The following is a 16,371-nucleotide window of genomic DNA, read 5'->3' on the forward strand; positions in this document are numbered from 1 at the left end:
AGTAACTTGCTGAATTCCGCGACGCGTTGAACAACGTTGGTAGCACAGGTGTCAATCTGCTGCGTCGTTCCGTGATTGCGGCAAGGCATGAGCCCCTCAGGACCACGGCCCTGCGGGCTAACGTGAGCGGGTGAATCAGCTTTGGGCGTCGTCGATCGGTGTCGTACTCGGCGGTGGCATCTCCTACCTGGCCCAACTCACCACCGCACGCCAGGCCGCCCGCACCGAGGACAAGCGCCAGGCCACGCAACTGGCCGAGACCCGCCGTGCCGAACGGCTCGACGTGATACGGGAGTTCATCCAGCTCACGCAACAAGGCATACGCCTCGCCGAGGAACGCTACGAGGCACCCGACTGGTCCACCGGCCGCACACCCGAGTGGCTCGCCGCCGCGCGGGCCCTCATCGAACGCCTCTGGATCTGCGAACGGATGATCCTGGTCCTCATCGGACCGGAGCTCTACCAGTTCGCCTGGGACCACGCGAGCGCGGTCAACCACATCCTGTGGGAGGACCTCGGCGATCCCGAAGCCGCGTGGGACCACCTGCGCGGACACATGAACACCTTCCTCAACGCGGCCCACGAGAAGCTGGGCTGACCTGGCCCCGCTTCAGAGGTCCGCAGGCGGGTGCAGTGGAGTTCCTCGATGAAGGCGTCATCGGAGCACCTCGGTGCTGCGGCCGGCCGCGACCACAGTGCGCAGGGGGAAGGCGATGAGCAGCGCGACAGCGACCAGGAGCCCGCTTGCCCACAGCGGCCCGAGGTTCCCGACCGCGGTGCTGAGGATGGTCGCCGCGACGAGCGGACCGGCGGCGGCGCCGACGTTGAGTGCGGCGGTCGCGTAGGAGCCGGCCATGGTGGGGGCGCCTGCCGCCTCGTAGAGGACCCGCGTGATCAGCGTGCTGCCCAGCGCGAACGACAGGGCGCCTTGCACAAACACGAGGGCAAGCAGGGCGACCGGCTTGTCGGCCAGCATGGCCAGGGCCGGCCAGCCGATGAGCAGCAGCGGACCGCCGGCTGTGAGGACCAGGCCGGGGCCCTGGTCGGACAACCGCCCGGCGACGGTGACGCCGACGAGGGAACCGACACCGAAAAGCATCAGAGCCACGGAGACCCACAGCTCGCCCAGCCCGGCGGTGTCGGTCACGACCGGGGCGAGGAAGGTGAAGCTTGCGAAGGTCGCCGCGTTCACCAGCGCCCCGAGCAGCATCACCAGGAGCAGTCGCGGACTCCTGAGCTGTGCCAGCTCCGCTCGCAAGGTCGGCGCGTCACTCTCGTCCGACTCCGTCGGACGCGCTGGGACGCCCGTGAGGATGCCGATGGCTGCGGGCAGGCAGAGAGCGGCGACAGCCCAGAACGTGGCCCGCCAGCCGAGCAGTGTGCCGAGCACGGATCCCCCTGGGACCCCGGCGATCGTGGCCACCGTGGTACCTGACAGGAGCACGGCCAGCGCGCGTCCCTTCTTGTAGGGCGGGACCAGCGCGGCGGCGGTCGTCAGGGCTACGGCGAGGAATCCGGCGTTCGCGAGTGCTGCAACCACTCGGGTGGCGAACAGGACCGAAAAGCTCGAAGTGACAGCGCCCATGGCGTGGGCGGCCAGGAACACGAGGACGAAACCGAGCAGGCTCGACCGTCCAGGCCAGTTACGGGCCAGTACTGCCATGAGCGGGGCACCGACGATCATGCCGACCGCGAAGGCCGACGTGAGTGTGCCGGCTGTCCCGATGGTGACGTCGAGGTCCGAGGCGATGTCCGGCAAGAGGCCTGCCAGCATGAACTCCGAAGTGCCCATGGCAAAAACAGCCATGGCAAGCAGATATAGCGGGAGAGGCATCGAGTGGCTCCGAGGTGAAGAGAGGCACGAGAAGGTCATCTCGTCACCGCGGCCAGCCCCGACGGAACCGTCGTCCGACCGCACAGTGCGGCGCGACGGCGGGCCTACAGGCTCAGTGGTTCCGGGGGCTGACGGCGTGACCGAAAGCCCCCACCCTGTCCGACTCAGGACTCGACATGGCCCGCACGGTACCCGACCCGCGCCCGCCGAGGCACTTCGGTTTCACGCCGAAAGGATCGCTGCTGCGCTCACAACGGTCGGACAACCGCCGCACGACGCGGCAACCCTTTCCGGCTCGGCGGTCACTGAACAGCGATCCAGTGATCTCTCCATGAGGCGCCTGGGTCCGACCGAAATGGCGCACGGCGGTGCAGAACAGACGGCCGCAGGGTAGTCACCGACCGCCGCGCAGAAGCATGGGTGATCAAGGAGATCCGTCGCGTGAACGAAGCAAGTGGTCACGGTCCGAACCGGCAGGCAACCGAAGGGGTCCGACGAGGCCGCGGGCGCCATCGGCGCGGGTGGACCGCGACCGGACTGGTGATCGGGATACCCGCGGTACTGGGGTCCTGGCTCCTCTTCCCTCAGTCGAAGTCCCAGGCCGCGACGATCGACGCCACCGCCTACTACCACCTGATATCCGTGCACAGCGGCAAGGTGCTGGACGTGAACGGGAATTCCACGGCCGACGGCGCCGCGGTGATCCAGTACCAGGACAACGGCGGCGACAACCAGGAATGGAAGCTGAAGTCGACCGGTGACGGCTACTACGAGCTGGTCAACCGCAACAGCGACAAGGTGCTGACGGTCAAGGACGCCTCGACGGCGGACTTCGCCGAGATCCAGCAGGCGACCGATTCCGGGGCCGCGAACCAGCAGTGGCGGGTCGACGACGTGAGCGGCGGCGCCGTCACGATCGTGTCGCGCAACAGCGGCAAGATGCTGGACGTCAAGTCCGCTTCCACGGACGACGGTGCGGCGGTCATCCAGTTCCACGACAACGGCGCCGACAACCAGCAGTGGAAGCTGGTGCCCGTGGCCGGCACCAGCGCTGCGACTCCGACTCCGACTCCGACTCCGACTCCGACTCCGACTCCGACTCCGACTCCGACTCCGACTCCGACCACAAGCGTCGACCCGGCACAGCAGGTTCTCGCCACGATCAACAAGGCCAGGGAAGCGGCCGGCCTGCCGGACTACACCGTCACCGACGGACTGAACCACAGCGCCGCGGCACACACCGCCGTGATGGCGGACGGGTGCGGACTGTCCCATCAATGCCCGGGAGAGGACGCGTTGGGGGCCCGGGAAACCACCGCGGGCGTGAAGTGGACCACGGCGGGCGAGAACATCGGCGAGTCCGACGGCGTCAGCGACGACTCCGCAGCCATCGCCTCCGCAGCGGTGGACCTCACCCAGCAGATGCTCGCCGAAAAGGCACCGGACGACGGCCACCGGCGCAACATCCTCAGCTCCGCCTTCACCCACGTCGGCATCTCCGTGTTCCGGGACTCGAAGGGGACCGTCTGGATGACCCAGGACTTCTCCAACTAGTGGTATTTCGTCAGGCGTGCGGGTCCGGCCTTGCCAGGGGCGTGGCGGGTGAGTGCCGGGCTCCGGGCAGTGGAAACCCTCGGGGTGAGTCGGCGCAGCTCAGCAGGCTGCGTGACATCGCGCACTTGATGACGAGCGCATTGGCGAACGCGGTGGACGGCACACAATGTCCACAACCTCGTCGGGCGGACGGACGACGGGGCGCGCCTCGGTCGAACGCCCGGCGGGGGCTACGTCAGTACCTCATGCTCGGGCGGCCGCCAACTCCCGTTGCGCGCAGTGCTTATGGATATCCGCTCCGCGATCCTGGTCACCTCGGGACGTGAGACGTCGGCAAGTTGACCCACTGGTTGCGAGAGCGAAGGACCCGTTTGGGGCTTCCATGACGGGGCGTTGAATCGGCTGTGCTGTCCTGTTTTCGTTGGCTTTCCGGGGGAGGACAGCACGTGATCGTGACCATGCGCAGTGAAGACCTGCCGACCGCCGACCGGTTTCCGTGGTGGTGCGAGCAGATGGCCCAGGACATCGTGCCGTCGATGGTCAGCAGCCCGCACGTCGCCGACTTCCGGTCCGTGGTGACGGTGGCGGAGCTCGGCCCGGTCCTGCTGACGGCGCTGGACTACCCCGAGATGCGGTCCGTGCGCTCGTCGGCCCTGGTGCGCCGCTCGGACCCCGAGCGGTACGGGCTCAGCGTCGTCATGAGGAATGAGCTGTACTTCGCCCAGGGGGACAACGAGGCCCGGCTGTCCCCGGGCCAGTTGCTGCTCCACGACACCTCCCAGCCCTTCGAGACCCGTGCCCTGCCCGGGGCCGGCCGGGGGGAGCTGGTGATGCTGCAACTGCCCAGGACCGCACTGCCGTTACGCCCGGAGCGGCTGAACCCGCTGCTCGCGCAGGGCATGTCCGGCGTCGCCGGGATGAGCGCCGTCTTCGCCCGCTACCTCGTCGGCGTCGCCGGGGCCGTCCGGCGTCGAGAGGTCGGCGAGCGCGAGGTCCGACGGCTGGGCGAGGTGGCCCTCGATCTGGCCGCCGCGACACTGGCCTCGCACATCGACGCCGAGGACCGGCTGCTCCCGGAGACCCGCCGCCAGGCGCTGCTCGCCCGGATCGAGGCGTTCGTCGAACTCAACCTCGCGGACCCGGAGTTGACGCCCGCCGTGATCGCCGCCCACCACCACATATCCCTCGGCTATCTGCATCGGCTCTTCCAGCACCGCGAACTCACCGTTGCGGCCTGGATACGCCACCTGCGCCTGGAGCGCACTCGGGCCGACCTCGCCGACCCGCGGCTGCGCCACCACCCCGTCCACGCCCTCGGCGCACGCTGGGGCTTCCATCACGCCGCCGACTTCAGCCGCGCCTTCCGTACCGCGCACGGCGTGCCCCCGGGCGACTACCGCCGCCAGGTCCTGGAGGCGGGCGGTACGACGGTGGACGCAGCGTCAATGAACGGGTGACGCTGCGCCAACGACGTCACCTCCTGCGCACTGACACCGTGTCCAACAGGTTCACGAACAGGAGTGCAGGATGAGTACTACCGCTCAGGCAACCACGGCACAGGTCCGGCAGGCGATGGTGAGCAACTGTCTCTGGGGGGTCCAGCACAACGCGGACATCCACTACTCGCAGGCCCGGCCGATGCCCATCGGCATAGCCGTGCACTCGCTTCCCTTCTCGACCGACTGCTCGGGCTTCGCCACGCTCATGGCGAAGTGGAGCGGGGCCGGGGACCCCAACGGCTCCGGGTTCAACGGGCAGGGCTACACCGGCACGATGCTCGACCACTGCGAGCACATCACGGCTGCCGAGACCCAGCCCGGTGACTTCGTGGTCTTCGGCGCGGGCACCGGTACGCACGTCGTCATCCTCGTCGAGAGCGCGGCCAAGGGCCTCGGGGCGCTGTGTGTGTCCCACGGCCAGGAGGCCGACCCGATCCGCACCACCCTGGCGGACGAGGCGAACTCGCACCGGGGCGAGCCTCTCACCTATCTCCGGCTGCCCGGCGGCGGCACCGGCTCCCCCACTCCGCCGTCCTCGAACCACAACCCGTACTGCCCGCTCACCGTGGACGGCGGGTTCGGACCGAACACCACCAAGGCGCTCCAGTGGGTGCTGGGCGTGACCGCTGACGGCGAATTCGGACCGAATACCAAGAAGGCGCTCCAGAGCCACCTCCATGTGGCCGTCGACGGCCAGATCGGTCCGCAGACGATCAAGGCCCTCCAGGCACACGTCGGTGTCACCCAGGACGGACAGTGGGGGAAGCTGACCACGGAAGGGCTCCAGAAGGCACTCAACGCGGGCCGCTTCTGATATCCGGGGACAGCCCGGCCCAGAGTTTCGGATCAGGGAGCGTGCTCGGTCCTGCGGAACTCATCGCCAGTTGAGATGACTTGTCAGCACTGTACGGTGAGTCGGGCCTGGTCGAAGCGGTGGGCTGCGAGGTCCTCGGGGCGGATGAGCCAGTAGAGGGTGCCTTCTCCACCCCACGTCATCCTCGCGTCGCTGTCACTGTCGCTGTCGCTGTCGAACTGGGCGAGCAGGCGCCCGAAGGAAAGGTTTGAGCTCGGCGGGGGTGAGGCCGGTCCCGGGTGTCGCCGAGCAGGGCTTGGCGGGTCTGGGGCAGCCACAGGTCGGGGGCGCGTCGGCCGGGATGACGGGCGTGTTCACCGGCAGATACAGCCCCGAGACCCCGGCCAGGGTCTCGGGGCATCGGCCGGTACGAGCACGTCCTCGTCGGCCTGGCCGCCAGCGAAGAAGAAGAGCAGGGTTCCCTTCTGCGGGAACTGCTCGGCGAGTCCCTCGCGGAGCAGTGCGCTGAAGCGACGAACGACAGTGGCCCGTGTCCGGGCCGCTCGAGCCAGCCGACCCCTGCCGGGAGTCCCGGGTTCCCGCCTCCCACTGCGACCAGCCCGGCCGAGACATCCGCTGTCCATATTTGTTCCGGCTGTTCAGACACCGGGGTGGCGTGAACCTCGGCGCCGAGCCGAGTAGCTGAGCGATGGGACAGCGGGCCGAAGGCTGTGCCTGGGCATCTGCTTCGCGCCCGAGCGGAATGCCGGACCCCGGGGCGCTGGTCTTGGAGAGTGTCCACAGTACGGTCGTTTAGTGCATTCTGTCGCTGCCCGAACGATCGCAAGGGGGCAGTTATGGACGACGCGTTGCGGATCAGCGTGCTGGGTGAGGTACGGGCCACGGTTCAGGAGAGGGCCGTGGACCTCGGGGGCCGTCGGCAGCGTGCGGTGCTGGCCCGGCTGGTGGTCGCGGACGGGGCGGGGGTGAGTCCCGAGCGGCTGACGGAGGCGGTGTGGCCCGAGACGCCTCCGCCGAGTGCTTCGGGGGCGTTGCAGGCGTACGTCTCACGGTTGCGGCGCGGGCTGGAGCCGGGCAGCACGGCCAGGAACCGCAGCGGTGTGATCGTCCGCGACGGTGTCGGCTATGCGCTGCGAATACCGGACGAGGCGGTCGACGCCCGGCGGTTTGAGCGAGCGCTGCAGGATGCGGCGACGCTCACCGGTCCCGGCGAGGCGGCCCGGGTCATCGGGGGTGCGCTGGCACTGTGGCGTGGTCCGGCGTTCGCCGAGTACGCCGCCGAGCCGTGGGCACGGGCGGAGGCGGCCCGGCTGGGCGACCTGCACGAGCAGGCCCGGGAGCGGCTGCTGGCGGCCCGGCTGGACAGCGAGGAGAGCGCCGTACTCGTTCCGGAGGCAGAGGCGCTGGTCGCCCAGGACCCGTTGCGGGAGGCACGCTGGCAGCTGTTGGCGCTCGCCCTGTACCGGTCACACCGCCAGGCCGACGCGCTGGGCGCGTTGCGGCGGGCCCGACAGACACTGGCCGAGGAGCTGGGCGCCGACCCGGGTGCCGCGCTGCGGGCCCTGGAAGCCGATGTGCTGGCCCAGTCGCCCGCGCTGGACCGGCAGCCGGTGTCCGCACCGGCGGCGGTGGCGGTGCGGGCGGTCAGGCCGGGGGCCGAAGTGCTGGTGGACCGTGGCCGACAGCTGGCCGAGCTCGATGAACGCCTGACCGGGGCTCGGGGCGGCGTTGGCGGGGTGGTGCTGGTGGAGGGGCCCGCCGGGATCGGCAAGAGTCGCCTGCTGGGCGAGGCCCGCCAACTGGCCGCCGACCACAGGATGCTGACCCTGACGGCACGCGGCAGCCGGCGCGAGAAGGACTACGGTTTCGGCGCCGTACGCCAGCTGCTGGAGAACCAGGTCGCCAGACGTGGCGGTGAGCTGCTCACCGGAGCCGCCGCCCCCGCCTCGGTGGTCTTCGACCACGGTGATCAGCTCACCCAGGCCACCACAGTGCCCCAGGGCTTCGCCGTGCTGGGCGGCCTGTACCAGCTCACCGTCCGGCTCGCCGCCGAACGCCCGCTGCTGCTCGCCGTCGACGACCTGCAGTGGTGCGACACCGGCTCGCTGCGCTTCCTTGCGCACCTCGCCCGCAATCTGCGAGGGCTGCCTGTCCTCGTCGTCGCCACTCTGCGCACCGGAGAACCCCATCACCGCGGGCCGTTGCCGTCCGAACTCACCGACGCGCCCGCGGTCGTACCGATCCGGCCCACCCCGCTCACCGTGGCCGGCACCACCGACCTGGTCGGCCAGGTGCTCGGCGAGGCCGCGCACGAGGACTTCGCCGAGGCCTGCCACCAGGCCACCTCGGGCAACCCGCTGCTGCTGCGCCAGTTGCTGCGTGCCCTGCGGTCGCGCGGCGTCCGGCCGCACGCCGAGCAGGCGGCCACGGTCACCGAGGTCGGCTCCCGTGCCGTCTCCCAGCTGGTCCTCAGCCGCCTGGGCCAACTGCCCGGCCAGGCCACGGCGGTGGCCCGGGCCGTCGCGGTGCTGGGCGACGGGGCGGCGCTGCGGGATGTCGCCACCTTGCTGGAGGTGCCGGAGGACGATGTGGCCCATGCCCTGGCGCCCCTGGTGCGGGCCGAGATCATCCGCGACCAGTACCCGCTCGGCTTTGTGCACCCCCTCGTCGGCGACGCCGTCTACCGCGACCTGTCCCCCGGCGACCGGCAGTTGCGCCATGAGCGTGCCGCCCGCGCCCTGCACGCCGCCGACGCCCCGCCGGAGCGGATCGCGGCGCATCTGCTGCTCACCCCCTACCGGGGCGACCCATGGGCGGTCGGCCTGCTGCGTACAGCGGCCCGCGAAGCCATCGGGCGCGGCGCGGCCGACGCCGCCGCCACCTATCTCACCCGGGCGCTGAACGAGCCGCCCGGCCCCGAGCAGCGGCCCGACGTGCTGCTCGAACTCGGTCGCGCCGAGGCCCTCGGCAACGGCCCCGCCGCCGCGGAGCATCTGGGCCAGGCCTACGAGATCCTGTCCGACCCGGGCCGCCGGGCGATCGCCGCGCTCGCCCTGGCCCGCATCCTGGTCTTCGCCGGAGGCCCCGGGCAGGCCACCGCCTTCGCCCGGCGGGCCGCGGAGGAACTGCCCGCCGAGTTCACCGACGCGCGGCAGGGGCTGCTGGCGCTGGAACGGACCAGCGGTTTCATGCACGGACTGCACCCACGGTCGTACCGCGCCGAAGAGCTCCCGGTGATCAGCGGCGACGGCCCCGGTGCCCGGATGCTCGCCGCCAACCTGGCCCGCGAGTCGGCCCATGACGGCAGTGACCGCGCCAGAGCGGTCGAACTCTCCCGCTTCGCGGTGGCCGACGAGGTGCTGCTGGATGCCGGCGAGGAGATGCTCTGGTACACCGCCGTGATCGTGCTGCACCTGGCCGACGAGGAGGTCGGCGATCTGTGGGACGCGGCGCTGGTCCGGGCCCGTCAGCGCGGCTCGCTCTTCTCGGTACTGGCCACCAACCTGTGGCGCGGCTGGACCCAGTGGAACCACGGCGACCTGCGCGGGGCCCACACCTCGCTGGCGACCGCCATCGAGCTCTCCGAGACCTGGGGCCTGGCCCCAGGCGCGCCCCAGGGCCGGACCTTCATGACCGGGCTCCTGCTCGACCTGGGCGATGTGGAGGGGGCCCGCGCCTGCCTGGAACGGATGCGTGGCTGGGTCATCGGCACCGAGGGCACCCGCCTGCTGAGCGAGAGCCAGGCCAGGGTGCTGATGGCGGAGGGCCGCCATGACGAGGCGCTGGCCAGCCTGGACGGCGTACGCCACCTTCAGCCGCCGGTGGCCAACCCCGCCTGGTGGCCCTGGGGCCCACTGCGGGTGCAGGCCCTGGCCGGCCTCGGCGAACGGGCCGAGGCGACGGAACTCGCCGAGCAGCAGCTCCGGGTGGCCCGGGGCTGGGGCGCACCCAGCCACTGGGGCCGCGCCCTGCGGATGCTCGGCGAACTGCGCGGCGCGGACGGCCTGCCGCAGCTGGAGGAGGCGGTGGCATTGCTGGCCCCCGGCCGAGCGCGGCTGGAGCACGCCCGGGCGCTCTACGCGCTGGCCGTGCACGGCCCCGCGGCAGGGTCAGGCGCCGCGCTGCGTGAGGCGCAGGCCATCGCCGAGGAGTGCGGGGCCGAGGGGCTGCTGCGGTCGGTGGAGGTGGTTCGACGGCAGCGGTGAGCGGCGGACGTCGGCTCGACAACGGGACGGACGGCAGCTCGGCGGCGGGGTGATCCGCGGTCCGGCGCCAGGAGCAGCGGCGGGGCCGTGCGTTCGCCACGGCCGCCGGGGTGTTCACGAGTACGTATCACGAGCGGTCCCCCGGAGGGCTGCAGATCACTCCCCCCTCCAGCGAGTGGCCGTTCCCCGTGAAAAAAGGGGATTCACGGGCGTCACGTCAGGTGTGAATCGCGTACACGAAGTCGTCCAGGCTGCTGACGTACACGGTCCCGGCCGCGTCCACGGCCCACAGGTACCAGCCGTTGCTGCCCATGTACACAACCCCCTCGACGACCGTGGGAGTGGACCACGTCGGACTGCCGAGGGACCGCCGGTCACGATGAGTCCCAGGTCCACCCAGAAGTCCACGGTCTGTCCGGGAGGCAGGGCCGCGTAGGCCCCGTCCGAATCATGGAACGAGTCTCGCAGTCAGCAGTGACAATCAGGGGTTCGGTGTCCGGGAGACGAGGTGATGTACGGCTCGGCAGGATGACGTACCGCGCCGCGGATCAGCTCGTCATCCGGTCGACGACCACTGCCACCGAACGGGGCACGATCCTCTCCAGGGCCGGCAGGACAGGGGCCCAGCCGTCAAGAACCACGGCCTGCGCGGCGAGCATGCGGGCGTGGGGCGGCTCGGACAGTTCCACGAGTTCGGCCAGTGCGCGGGCCCGTGTCGCGCGGTAGGCGATCGAGCGGGTGAGAGTCTCGGCCCGGTCCGGATCGCCGTGCCGGGCCGTCTCCCGGGCCACCGCGACCAGTGCCTCGCCCTGTGCCCAGCGGTCGTTGATCGTGGAGACGAGGGCCTCGGCCCGGCCCGGATCGCCGCGCCGGGCCAGCTCCCGGACCACGTCGATCAGCGCCCTGTCCTGTGCCCGGCAGTCGGTGATCGCGTGGGCGAGAGCCTCGGCCCCGCTCGTGTCGCCGAAGCGGGCCAACTGCCCGACAACCTCCGCCTTCCGCCCCACGGACAGATCGGGGTCGAGCCGGTCGGCGAGGGCCATGGCCCGCTCGCTCTGCCCGTGCCGGGCCAGGAGGAGTGTCACGGACCTCAGCAGAATGTCGTGATCACGGCCGTCGTCGGTCTCAAGCAGCCTCTCCGCGCGGTCGGCGACGGCCAGGGCCACGTCCTGGCCGGCGGTTTCGGCGACTGCGTCCAGCACACATGCCAGGTCCCAGGCATCGAGCGGGGATCTGGAGGAGTTCGGACGAACGGCGGACTCGTCCAGGTCTCTTTCAGGTTCTCCGTCCAGAACCATGTCGCGCAGGAGAGCGTCGAGCCGGTCGAGGTCTCCCTCACGCGCCTCGCGGGCCAGCACCATCGCCAGGGGACGTGGCCTGGACCACCCTGCCGAGCTGCGGGACCGGGAGATGTCCTCCAAGCGGTCGGTGAGTGCGGTGGCCCGGTCATGGTCGCCGGTGGCGACGGCCACCGCGACGAGGAGGGCGAGCACCTGTTCCGTCCCGTCGACGGCGTAAGAACTCACCTCGTCGGCGCGATCGGCGAACCTGAACGCCTCATCCCTGTCGCCGCTGTCCGCCACCGCCTTCGCCAACAGGGCCCAGGCCCACCCCCAGTTGTGCGGGTAGCGGATCCTCTCCGCCAGAGCGACGGCCCTGTCGCGCTCACCGGCACGGGCCCACGCCGGCACGAGGGCGACCAATGCCTGGTCCCGCAGCTGCCGCAGCGGAATCGACTCGGCCAGCGCCTGAGCGCCGGACAGGTCTCCCGCGCCCGCCGCGGCCTTCACCAGCTCCAGAAGCTCCGTACCCTGCTTGAGCTCGTCACTGATCGTGTACGCCAGCTCAGCCGCGCGGACGAGGTGGCCGGTGCGGGCGAGCGCCCTCGGGAGCCATCCACTGGTGAGATCGGTTCCCGGGTCCCTGCCCGCCGACAGCCGCAGAACGGTCAACAGGCAGGGCTCGGAACCGCCTTGCGCGAGGTCCCTTCCCAACGCGTTCTCCGGTGCCAGGCCGCGACATCGCTCCCGTTCCCGCGTCATGAAAAGCTCCGGCCCCCACTGGGCCAACCCCTCCGGCATTCCTGGTGCCCCCCTTGGTGAAGCCCCCCACCTGCGCGCACCCGCGCAGATACCCAACAACACTGGTGGGACACCGTCAGGTTACTGTGACGTACGAGAACTCGGTTGGTCCCGCCGAGATGTTGTTCCCGTCGGTGCGCATGGCGTACGTCGGGTTTTCCGCCCGTCAGTCCGGGCTGTGCTCTCCGCGGTCCGCGGTCCACGACGCCGTCTGCCCCACCCCCCTTGTGATCCGCACGGCGGACGGCCCACTCTGACGGCCCCTCCGGTCAAGTACGCAGGCGGCCATGCAAGTTGGCTGCAAGAGCCGCGCCCATCGTGGAGCAAGGGGGCTGGATGTGGCTGCCCGCCGCGATGACCGAGAACCGAGCAGAATCAGCAGAATCAGGGGATCATCATGCGGTTTCGCATACGGGCCGGGCGCGCGGTACGCGCACTGGCCGCGGTGGGCGCACTGACGCTCGCCGCCCTGGGAATCGGCGCGCCCGCCGCGTACGCAGGGCTCGACGGCTGGCCGATGGGGCTGATCGACCAGCAGTGCGGCCCGACGACGGGCGGACCGCTGGGTCTGACGGTCCCCACCGACCACATCACCTTCGTCATGGGGAAGGCTGCCCCGGGTCTGTACGACCCGACGAGCGCCACCGTGACCTGGGCCATCGCGGGCACCAGCCGCACCGGCACCGCCACCGCGACGTTCGACGCGGACCGGCAGAGCGCCACTCTCCTCTTCAACCCGGTGCTGACTCCGGCCGGTTCGACGCTCAACGTGACCTTCACGTTCAAGTACGCCGGCGGGCAGTACACCCGCCCGGTGGAAAGCACCCCTCTGCTGGCCTGCAACAGCTCGGCCGACTACGGGAAGTCCGCCGCTGACGGGCCCAACATGCGGGTGACCGGCTCGATCACCCAGAGCTGCTCGTCGACCAGCAGCGGCACCCAGGACTACGTGATCGTGCGCACCGCGCCCGGTATCTACAACACGGCCGACGACCTGGCGGGCGAACCGGTGTGGGACGACTACTGGTTCGACGGTGCCACGAGCATCACCAGCGGGGTGTACGGCTACAGCGACGCCTCGGGCAGGACGTCCCTGGTGTTCAGGATCGCCTCACCGCCGACCGGGAGGACGCTCAACGTCCAGACGATCGTCCGCGACCAGTACGGCAACAACTGGCCCATGCACCTGGCGGCACTGGTGGTCTGCTGACGCCGATGTCCCAGGTGGCGCTCCCCCCGTTCGCCATTACGCAGGCCCGCCCGGCAACGGTCCGCTCCCGGTTTGCAGACCTCTTGGGAACGGTTTGTCGCGCGACGGAACCGGAATCGGGGAGTATCACGTCCTCAACGCAGTTCCATACGGAAGCGGACGCATGAGGCCATGCGGCACTCCGCACCGTATGAAGGGCATAGGGGGCATGGGATGGCGGACAGACCGGCGACCGGGGACCAGGGGCTTCGGATCGGGATACTCGGCGGGCTCACCGCCACCGACCCGGCCGGGGCCCTGGACCTCGGTGGCCGGCGGCAGCGCGCGGTGCTGGCCGTTCTGGTGCTCGCCCGCGGCCGTATCGTCAGCACCGACCAGCTCATCGACTCGCTGTGGGACCAGGCGCCGCCTCCCAGCGCCCTCGGCGCGCTGCACGCCTATGTCTCGCATCTGCGACGCAGGTTCGAACCGGACCGGGCGGCCAAGAGCCGCAACGGTTTCATCGTCCGTGAGGGTTCCGGCTACGCCCTCCGGATCGCCGAGGACGCGGTCGACGCCTGGCGGTTCGAGCGGGCGATCGCGGACGCCGCCACGCTCGCGGACCCGGTGCGGGCCGCCGCGACCCTGCGGGGTGCGCTCGAACTGTGGCACGGTCCGCTGCTCGCCGAGTACACCGGACAGCCCTGGGCCGCTCCCGAGGCGGCCCGCCTGGCGGAGCTGCGCGAGGTGGCCCGGGAACGGCTGCTGGCGGCGCGCCTGGACTGCGGGGAGAGTGCCCTGTTGATCCCGGAGGCCGAGGCACTGGTCGCCGAGGGCCCGTTGCGGGAGGAACGCTACCGGCTGCTGGCGCTCGCCCTGTATCGCGCGCACCGCCAGGGCGAGGCGCTGGGCGCCCTGCGGCGGGCCAGGGAGTTGCTGGCCCGGGAGTTGGGGATCGACCCCGGCCCCGCGCTGCTCGCCCTGGAGGCCGATGTGCTGGCCCAGTCGCCCGCGCTGATGCCGCTCCCGGACGGCCGCCCGGCCCTCGCCCCGCCGGCGTCCGGGCCGCGCCCCGCCGACCTGCACCGCCCGGGGGCCGCGGACGACCTTCTCGACCGCGACCGGGAACTCGCCGACCTGCGCGACTGTGTGACCGGGCTGCTCGCCGGGGAGTCCGGGCTGGTGCTGATGGAGGGCCCGGCCGGGATCGGCAAGAGCCGTCTGCTGGCCGAACTGCGGCGACTTGTCGACGGCCACGACGTCCTGGTGCTGCGGGCGCGCGGCAGCCGCCGCGAGCAGGAGTACGGCTTCGGGGCAGTCCGCCAGTTGCTGGGGCACGCCGTGGCCAGGTCGCGGGAGCGGCTGCTGACCGGCGCCGCGGCCCACGTGGTCGGCGTCTTCGACGAACGGACCACTGCGCCGGGCAGTGTCCCGGAGGGCTTCGCGGTGCTGAGCGGCCTGTACCGGGTCGTCGCGGCCCTGGCCGCCGAACGCCCGGTCCTGCTCTGCGTCGACGATCTGCAGTGGTGCGACTCGGCGTCCCGGCACTTCCTCGCCTACCTCGCCCGGCGCCTGGACGGACTGCCGCTGCTGATCGCCGTGACGGTCCGGAGCGGGGAGTCCGACCCGGACGACGCCGCGCTCACCGAACTCGCCCAGGACCCGACCGCCGTACGCATCCATCCGGCGCCGCTCGGCGCCGAGAGCGTCGCCGCCCTGGTGCGCCGAAGACTCGGCGGGCCCGGCGAAGCCGTCGACGAGTCGTTCGCCGAGGCCTGCCGCCGCGCCACCGCGGGCAATCCGCTGCTGCTGCACCTGCTGCTGCGCGCCCTGCGGGCCGAGGGTGCCAGCCCGTGTGCCGACCAGGTCGGTGTGGTCACCGAGCTGGGCTCCCGTGCCGTGTCCAGCCTGGTCCTGGCCCGCCTCGCGCAGCTTCCGGAGGCCTCGGCCACGGCGGCGCGTGCCGTCGCCGTCCTCGGTGACGACGCCGAACTACCCGCCGTCGCACAGCTCACCGGCCTGTCCGAGAGTGCCGTCGCCGAGGCCATCGCCCCGCTGGTACGGGCCGAGGTGATCCGCGACCGGTACCCGCTGGGCTTCGTCCACCCGCTCATCGGCGAAGCGGTCTACCGCGACCTTGCGCCCGGCGAGCGCCGTCTGTTCCACGAGCGGGCAGCCCACGCCCTGGCCGGTGCGGTCACCGCGCCCGAACGGGTCGCCGCCCAGGTGTTACCGGCCCCGCACCGGGGTGATGTCCGGGTGGTGGACACCATGTGCACGGCGGCGGCCGCCGCTCCGGGTCGCGGCGCCACCGGTTCGGCCGCCGCCTGTCCGGGGCCGGCCCTGCTGGAGCCGCCCCTGGCTGATCTGCACCCCGGGCTGCTCCTGGCGCTGGGCCGTGCCACCTTCCTCAACGCAGGTCCCACCTCCGCGATGCCGCATCTGGGCGAGGCGTACTGGACCCTGTCCGACCCAGCGCTGTGGCGGGGCGGCGCGGACCCGGTCGTCGAAGCGGCCCGGACGGGCCAGCCGAACTCCGTGAGGCCTTCACCCTCCTCGCCCCGTCCCGGGCCGCGTTGGAACACGCCCGCGCCATCTGTGCCCTGGCAGGACTGCCCCCCGTCCGGGCAGCCGGGTCGCCGGCTCAGCAGGTGAAGCTGCCGGTGACCGTGGCATCCCCGAGGATCTGCTTGCCGCTGAAGGTGCCGCTCTTGCGGTCGGCGGAGACGGTGCCCGAGGCATTGAGCGGATACGCCTTGCCGCCGACGTCGACGGCCATGTCGGCTCCGGAGAACGTGCCGCCCTTCAAGGGGAGGTTGGCGCCGAAGTAGTCCGGCGGCGCACCCTTGTGGTCGGCGCCGGTCACGACACCGATGTTCACCGACCACAGCCCGGCGCTGGACTCACAGGTGCCGCCCTTGAGGACATGGCTGTGTCCGTCGACGGTGACCTTGGCCTGGGCGGGACCGTCGCAGAAGGTCCGGATGACGCCGTCCTTGCCCGCCGTGTACGAACCACAGCTGCCGGTCGCCGCGGCGGCAGCAGCGGACGTCGGCTTTGCCGCTGACGACCCCGCCGACGCCGAGGCGGCGGACGGTGAGCCCGACGACCCGCAGCCTGCCGTCGCGAGCGCGACGGCCAGCAGGACGACTGTGTGGACGGTATGCGATCCGCGCATCGGACGCCTTTCTCGGT

At 71.3% G+C, this 16,371-nt stretch carries 12 protein-coding genes; 7 read left to right on the forward strand and 5 right to left on the reverse strand.

The window, feature by feature from the left end; all coding sequences use genetic code 11:
* The first annotated feature begins 130 nt into the window (after positions 1-130).
* Positions 131-598 carry a hypothetical protein gene (locus tag AB0D85_RS08295; RefSeq protein WP_362315519.1) on the forward strand — a complete coding sequence of 156 codons (468 nt, stop codon included), beginning with the start codon at positions 131-133 and terminating at the stop codon, positions 596-598.
* A gap of 57 nt (positions 599-655) precedes the next feature.
* On the opposite strand, the gene AB0D85_RS08300 is transcribed toward AB0D85_RS08295, so the two are convergent.
* Entirely contained in the window at positions 656-1,834 is a 1,179-nt protein-coding gene (locus AB0D85_RS08300) for a Cmx/CmrA family chloramphenicol efflux MFS transporter (RefSeq protein ID WP_362315522.1), read from the reverse strand.
* 540 nt (positions 1,835-2,374) lie between these two features.
* On the opposite strand from AB0D85_RS08300, the gene AB0D85_RS08305 reads away from it, so the two are divergent.
* The 3 genes from AB0D85_RS08305 (at position 2,375) to AB0D85_RS08315 (ending at position 5,701) form a co-directional block, all read left to right on the forward strand.
* A complete protein-coding gene (locus AB0D85_RS08305; protein ID WP_362315525.1) occupies positions 2,375-3,388 on the forward strand; it encodes an RICIN domain-containing protein in 1,014 nt (337 codons plus the stop codon).
* Between the two features lie 458 nt (positions 3,389-3,846).
* Positions 3,847-4,845 carry a helix-turn-helix domain-containing protein gene (locus AB0D85_RS08310; RefSeq protein WP_362315527.1) on the forward strand — a complete coding sequence of 333 codons (999 nt, stop codon included), beginning with the start codon at positions 3,847-3,849 and terminating at the stop codon, positions 4,843-4,845.
* A gap of 70 nt (positions 4,846-4,915) precedes the next feature.
* Complete coding sequence (locus AB0D85_RS08315) at positions 4,916-5,701, forward strand: peptidoglycan-binding domain-containing protein (protein ID WP_362315530.1); 786 nt, start codon at positions 4,916-4,918, stop codon at positions 5,699-5,701.
* An 83-nt stretch (positions 5,702-5,784) separates the two neighbouring features.
* Here the strand turns inward: AB0D85_RS08315 and AB0D85_RS08320 are convergent, their stop codons facing one another.
* Positions 5,785-6,018, reverse strand: a complete 234-nt coding sequence (locus AB0D85_RS08320; protein WP_362315533.1) for a DUF1963 domain-containing protein — start codon at positions 6,016-6,018, stop codon at positions 5,785-5,787.
* Between the two features lie 519 nt (positions 6,019-6,537).
* Here AB0D85_RS08320 and AB0D85_RS08325 point away from each other — a divergent pair.
* Entirely contained in the window at positions 6,538-9,906 is a 3,369-nt protein-coding gene (locus tag AB0D85_RS08325; RefSeq protein ID WP_362315536.1) for a BTAD domain-containing putative transcriptional regulator, read from the forward strand.
* Between the two features lie 217 nt (positions 9,907-10,123).
* On the opposite strand, the gene AB0D85_RS08330 is transcribed toward AB0D85_RS08325, so the two are convergent.
* Both AB0D85_RS08330 and AB0D85_RS08335 read right to left on the reverse strand, forming a co-directional pair.
* Complete coding sequence (locus tag AB0D85_RS08330; RefSeq protein ID WP_362316592.1) at positions 10,124-10,306, reverse strand: PQQ-binding-like beta-propeller repeat protein; 183 nt, start codon at positions 10,304-10,306, stop codon at positions 10,124-10,126.
* A 148-nt stretch (positions 10,307-10,454) separates the two neighbouring features.
* Positions 10,455-11,858, reverse strand: a complete 1,404-nt coding sequence (locus tag AB0D85_RS08335) for a hypothetical protein (protein WP_362315539.1) — start codon at positions 11,856-11,858, stop codon at positions 10,455-10,457.
* A gap of 526 nt (positions 11,859-12,384) precedes the next feature.
* Here AB0D85_RS08335 and AB0D85_RS08340 point away from each other — a divergent pair.
* Both AB0D85_RS08340 and AB0D85_RS08345 read left to right on the forward strand, forming a co-directional pair.
* Positions 12,385-13,197 carry a hypothetical protein gene (locus AB0D85_RS08340; RefSeq protein ID WP_362315541.1) on the forward strand — a complete coding sequence of 271 codons (813 nt, stop codon included), beginning with the start codon at positions 12,385-12,387 and terminating at the stop codon, positions 13,195-13,197.
* Between the two features lie 213 nt (positions 13,198-13,410).
* Complete coding sequence (locus AB0D85_RS08345; protein WP_362315544.1) at positions 13,411-15,831, forward strand: BTAD domain-containing putative transcriptional regulator; 2,421 nt, start codon at positions 13,411-13,413, stop codon at positions 15,829-15,831.
* Here AB0D85_RS08345 and AB0D85_RS08350 read toward each other — a convergent pair.
* A complete protein-coding gene (locus AB0D85_RS08350) occupies positions 15,821-16,354 on the reverse strand; it encodes a hypothetical protein (protein WP_362315547.1) in 534 nt (177 codons plus the stop codon). The two genes, AB0D85_RS08345 and AB0D85_RS08350, sit on opposite strands and share 11 nt — an antisense overlap.
* Positions 16,355-16,371: the final 17 nt, after the last annotated feature.

Origin of the sequence: Streptomyces sp. NPDC048277, assembly GCF_040652235.1 — a bacterium.
Classification (GTDB): domain Bacteria; phylum Actinomycetota; class Actinomycetes; order Streptomycetales; family Streptomycetaceae; genus Streptomyces.

Coding starts and splice junctions, on each gene's coding strand:
- AB0D85_RS08300 (WP_362315522.1), bottom strand. CDS start 1,834: ATGCCTCTCCCGCTATATCTGCTTGCCATGGCTGTTTTTGCCATGGGC.
- AB0D85_RS08310 (WP_362315527.1), top strand. CDS start 3,847: ATGCGCAGTGAAGACCTGCCGACCGCCGACCGGTTTCCGTGGTGGTGC.
- AB0D85_RS08315 (WP_362315530.1), top strand. CDS start 4,916: ATGAGTACTACCGCTCAGGCAACCACGGCACAGGTCCGGCAGGCGATG.
- AB0D85_RS08325 (WP_362315536.1), top strand. CDS start 6,538: ATGGACGACGCGTTGCGGATCAGCGTGCTGGGTGAGGTACGGGCCACG.
- AB0D85_RS08340 (WP_362315541.1), top strand. CDS start 12,385: ATGCGGTTTCGCATACGGGCCGGGCGCGCGGTACGCGCACTGGCCGCG.
- AB0D85_RS08345 (WP_362315544.1), top strand. CDS start 13,411: ATGGCGGACAGACCGGCGACCGGGGACCAGGGGCTTCGGATCGGGATA.
- AB0D85_RS08350 (WP_362315547.1), bottom strand. CDS start 16,354: ATGCGCGGATCGCATACCGTCCACACAGTCGTCCTGCTGGCCGTCGCG.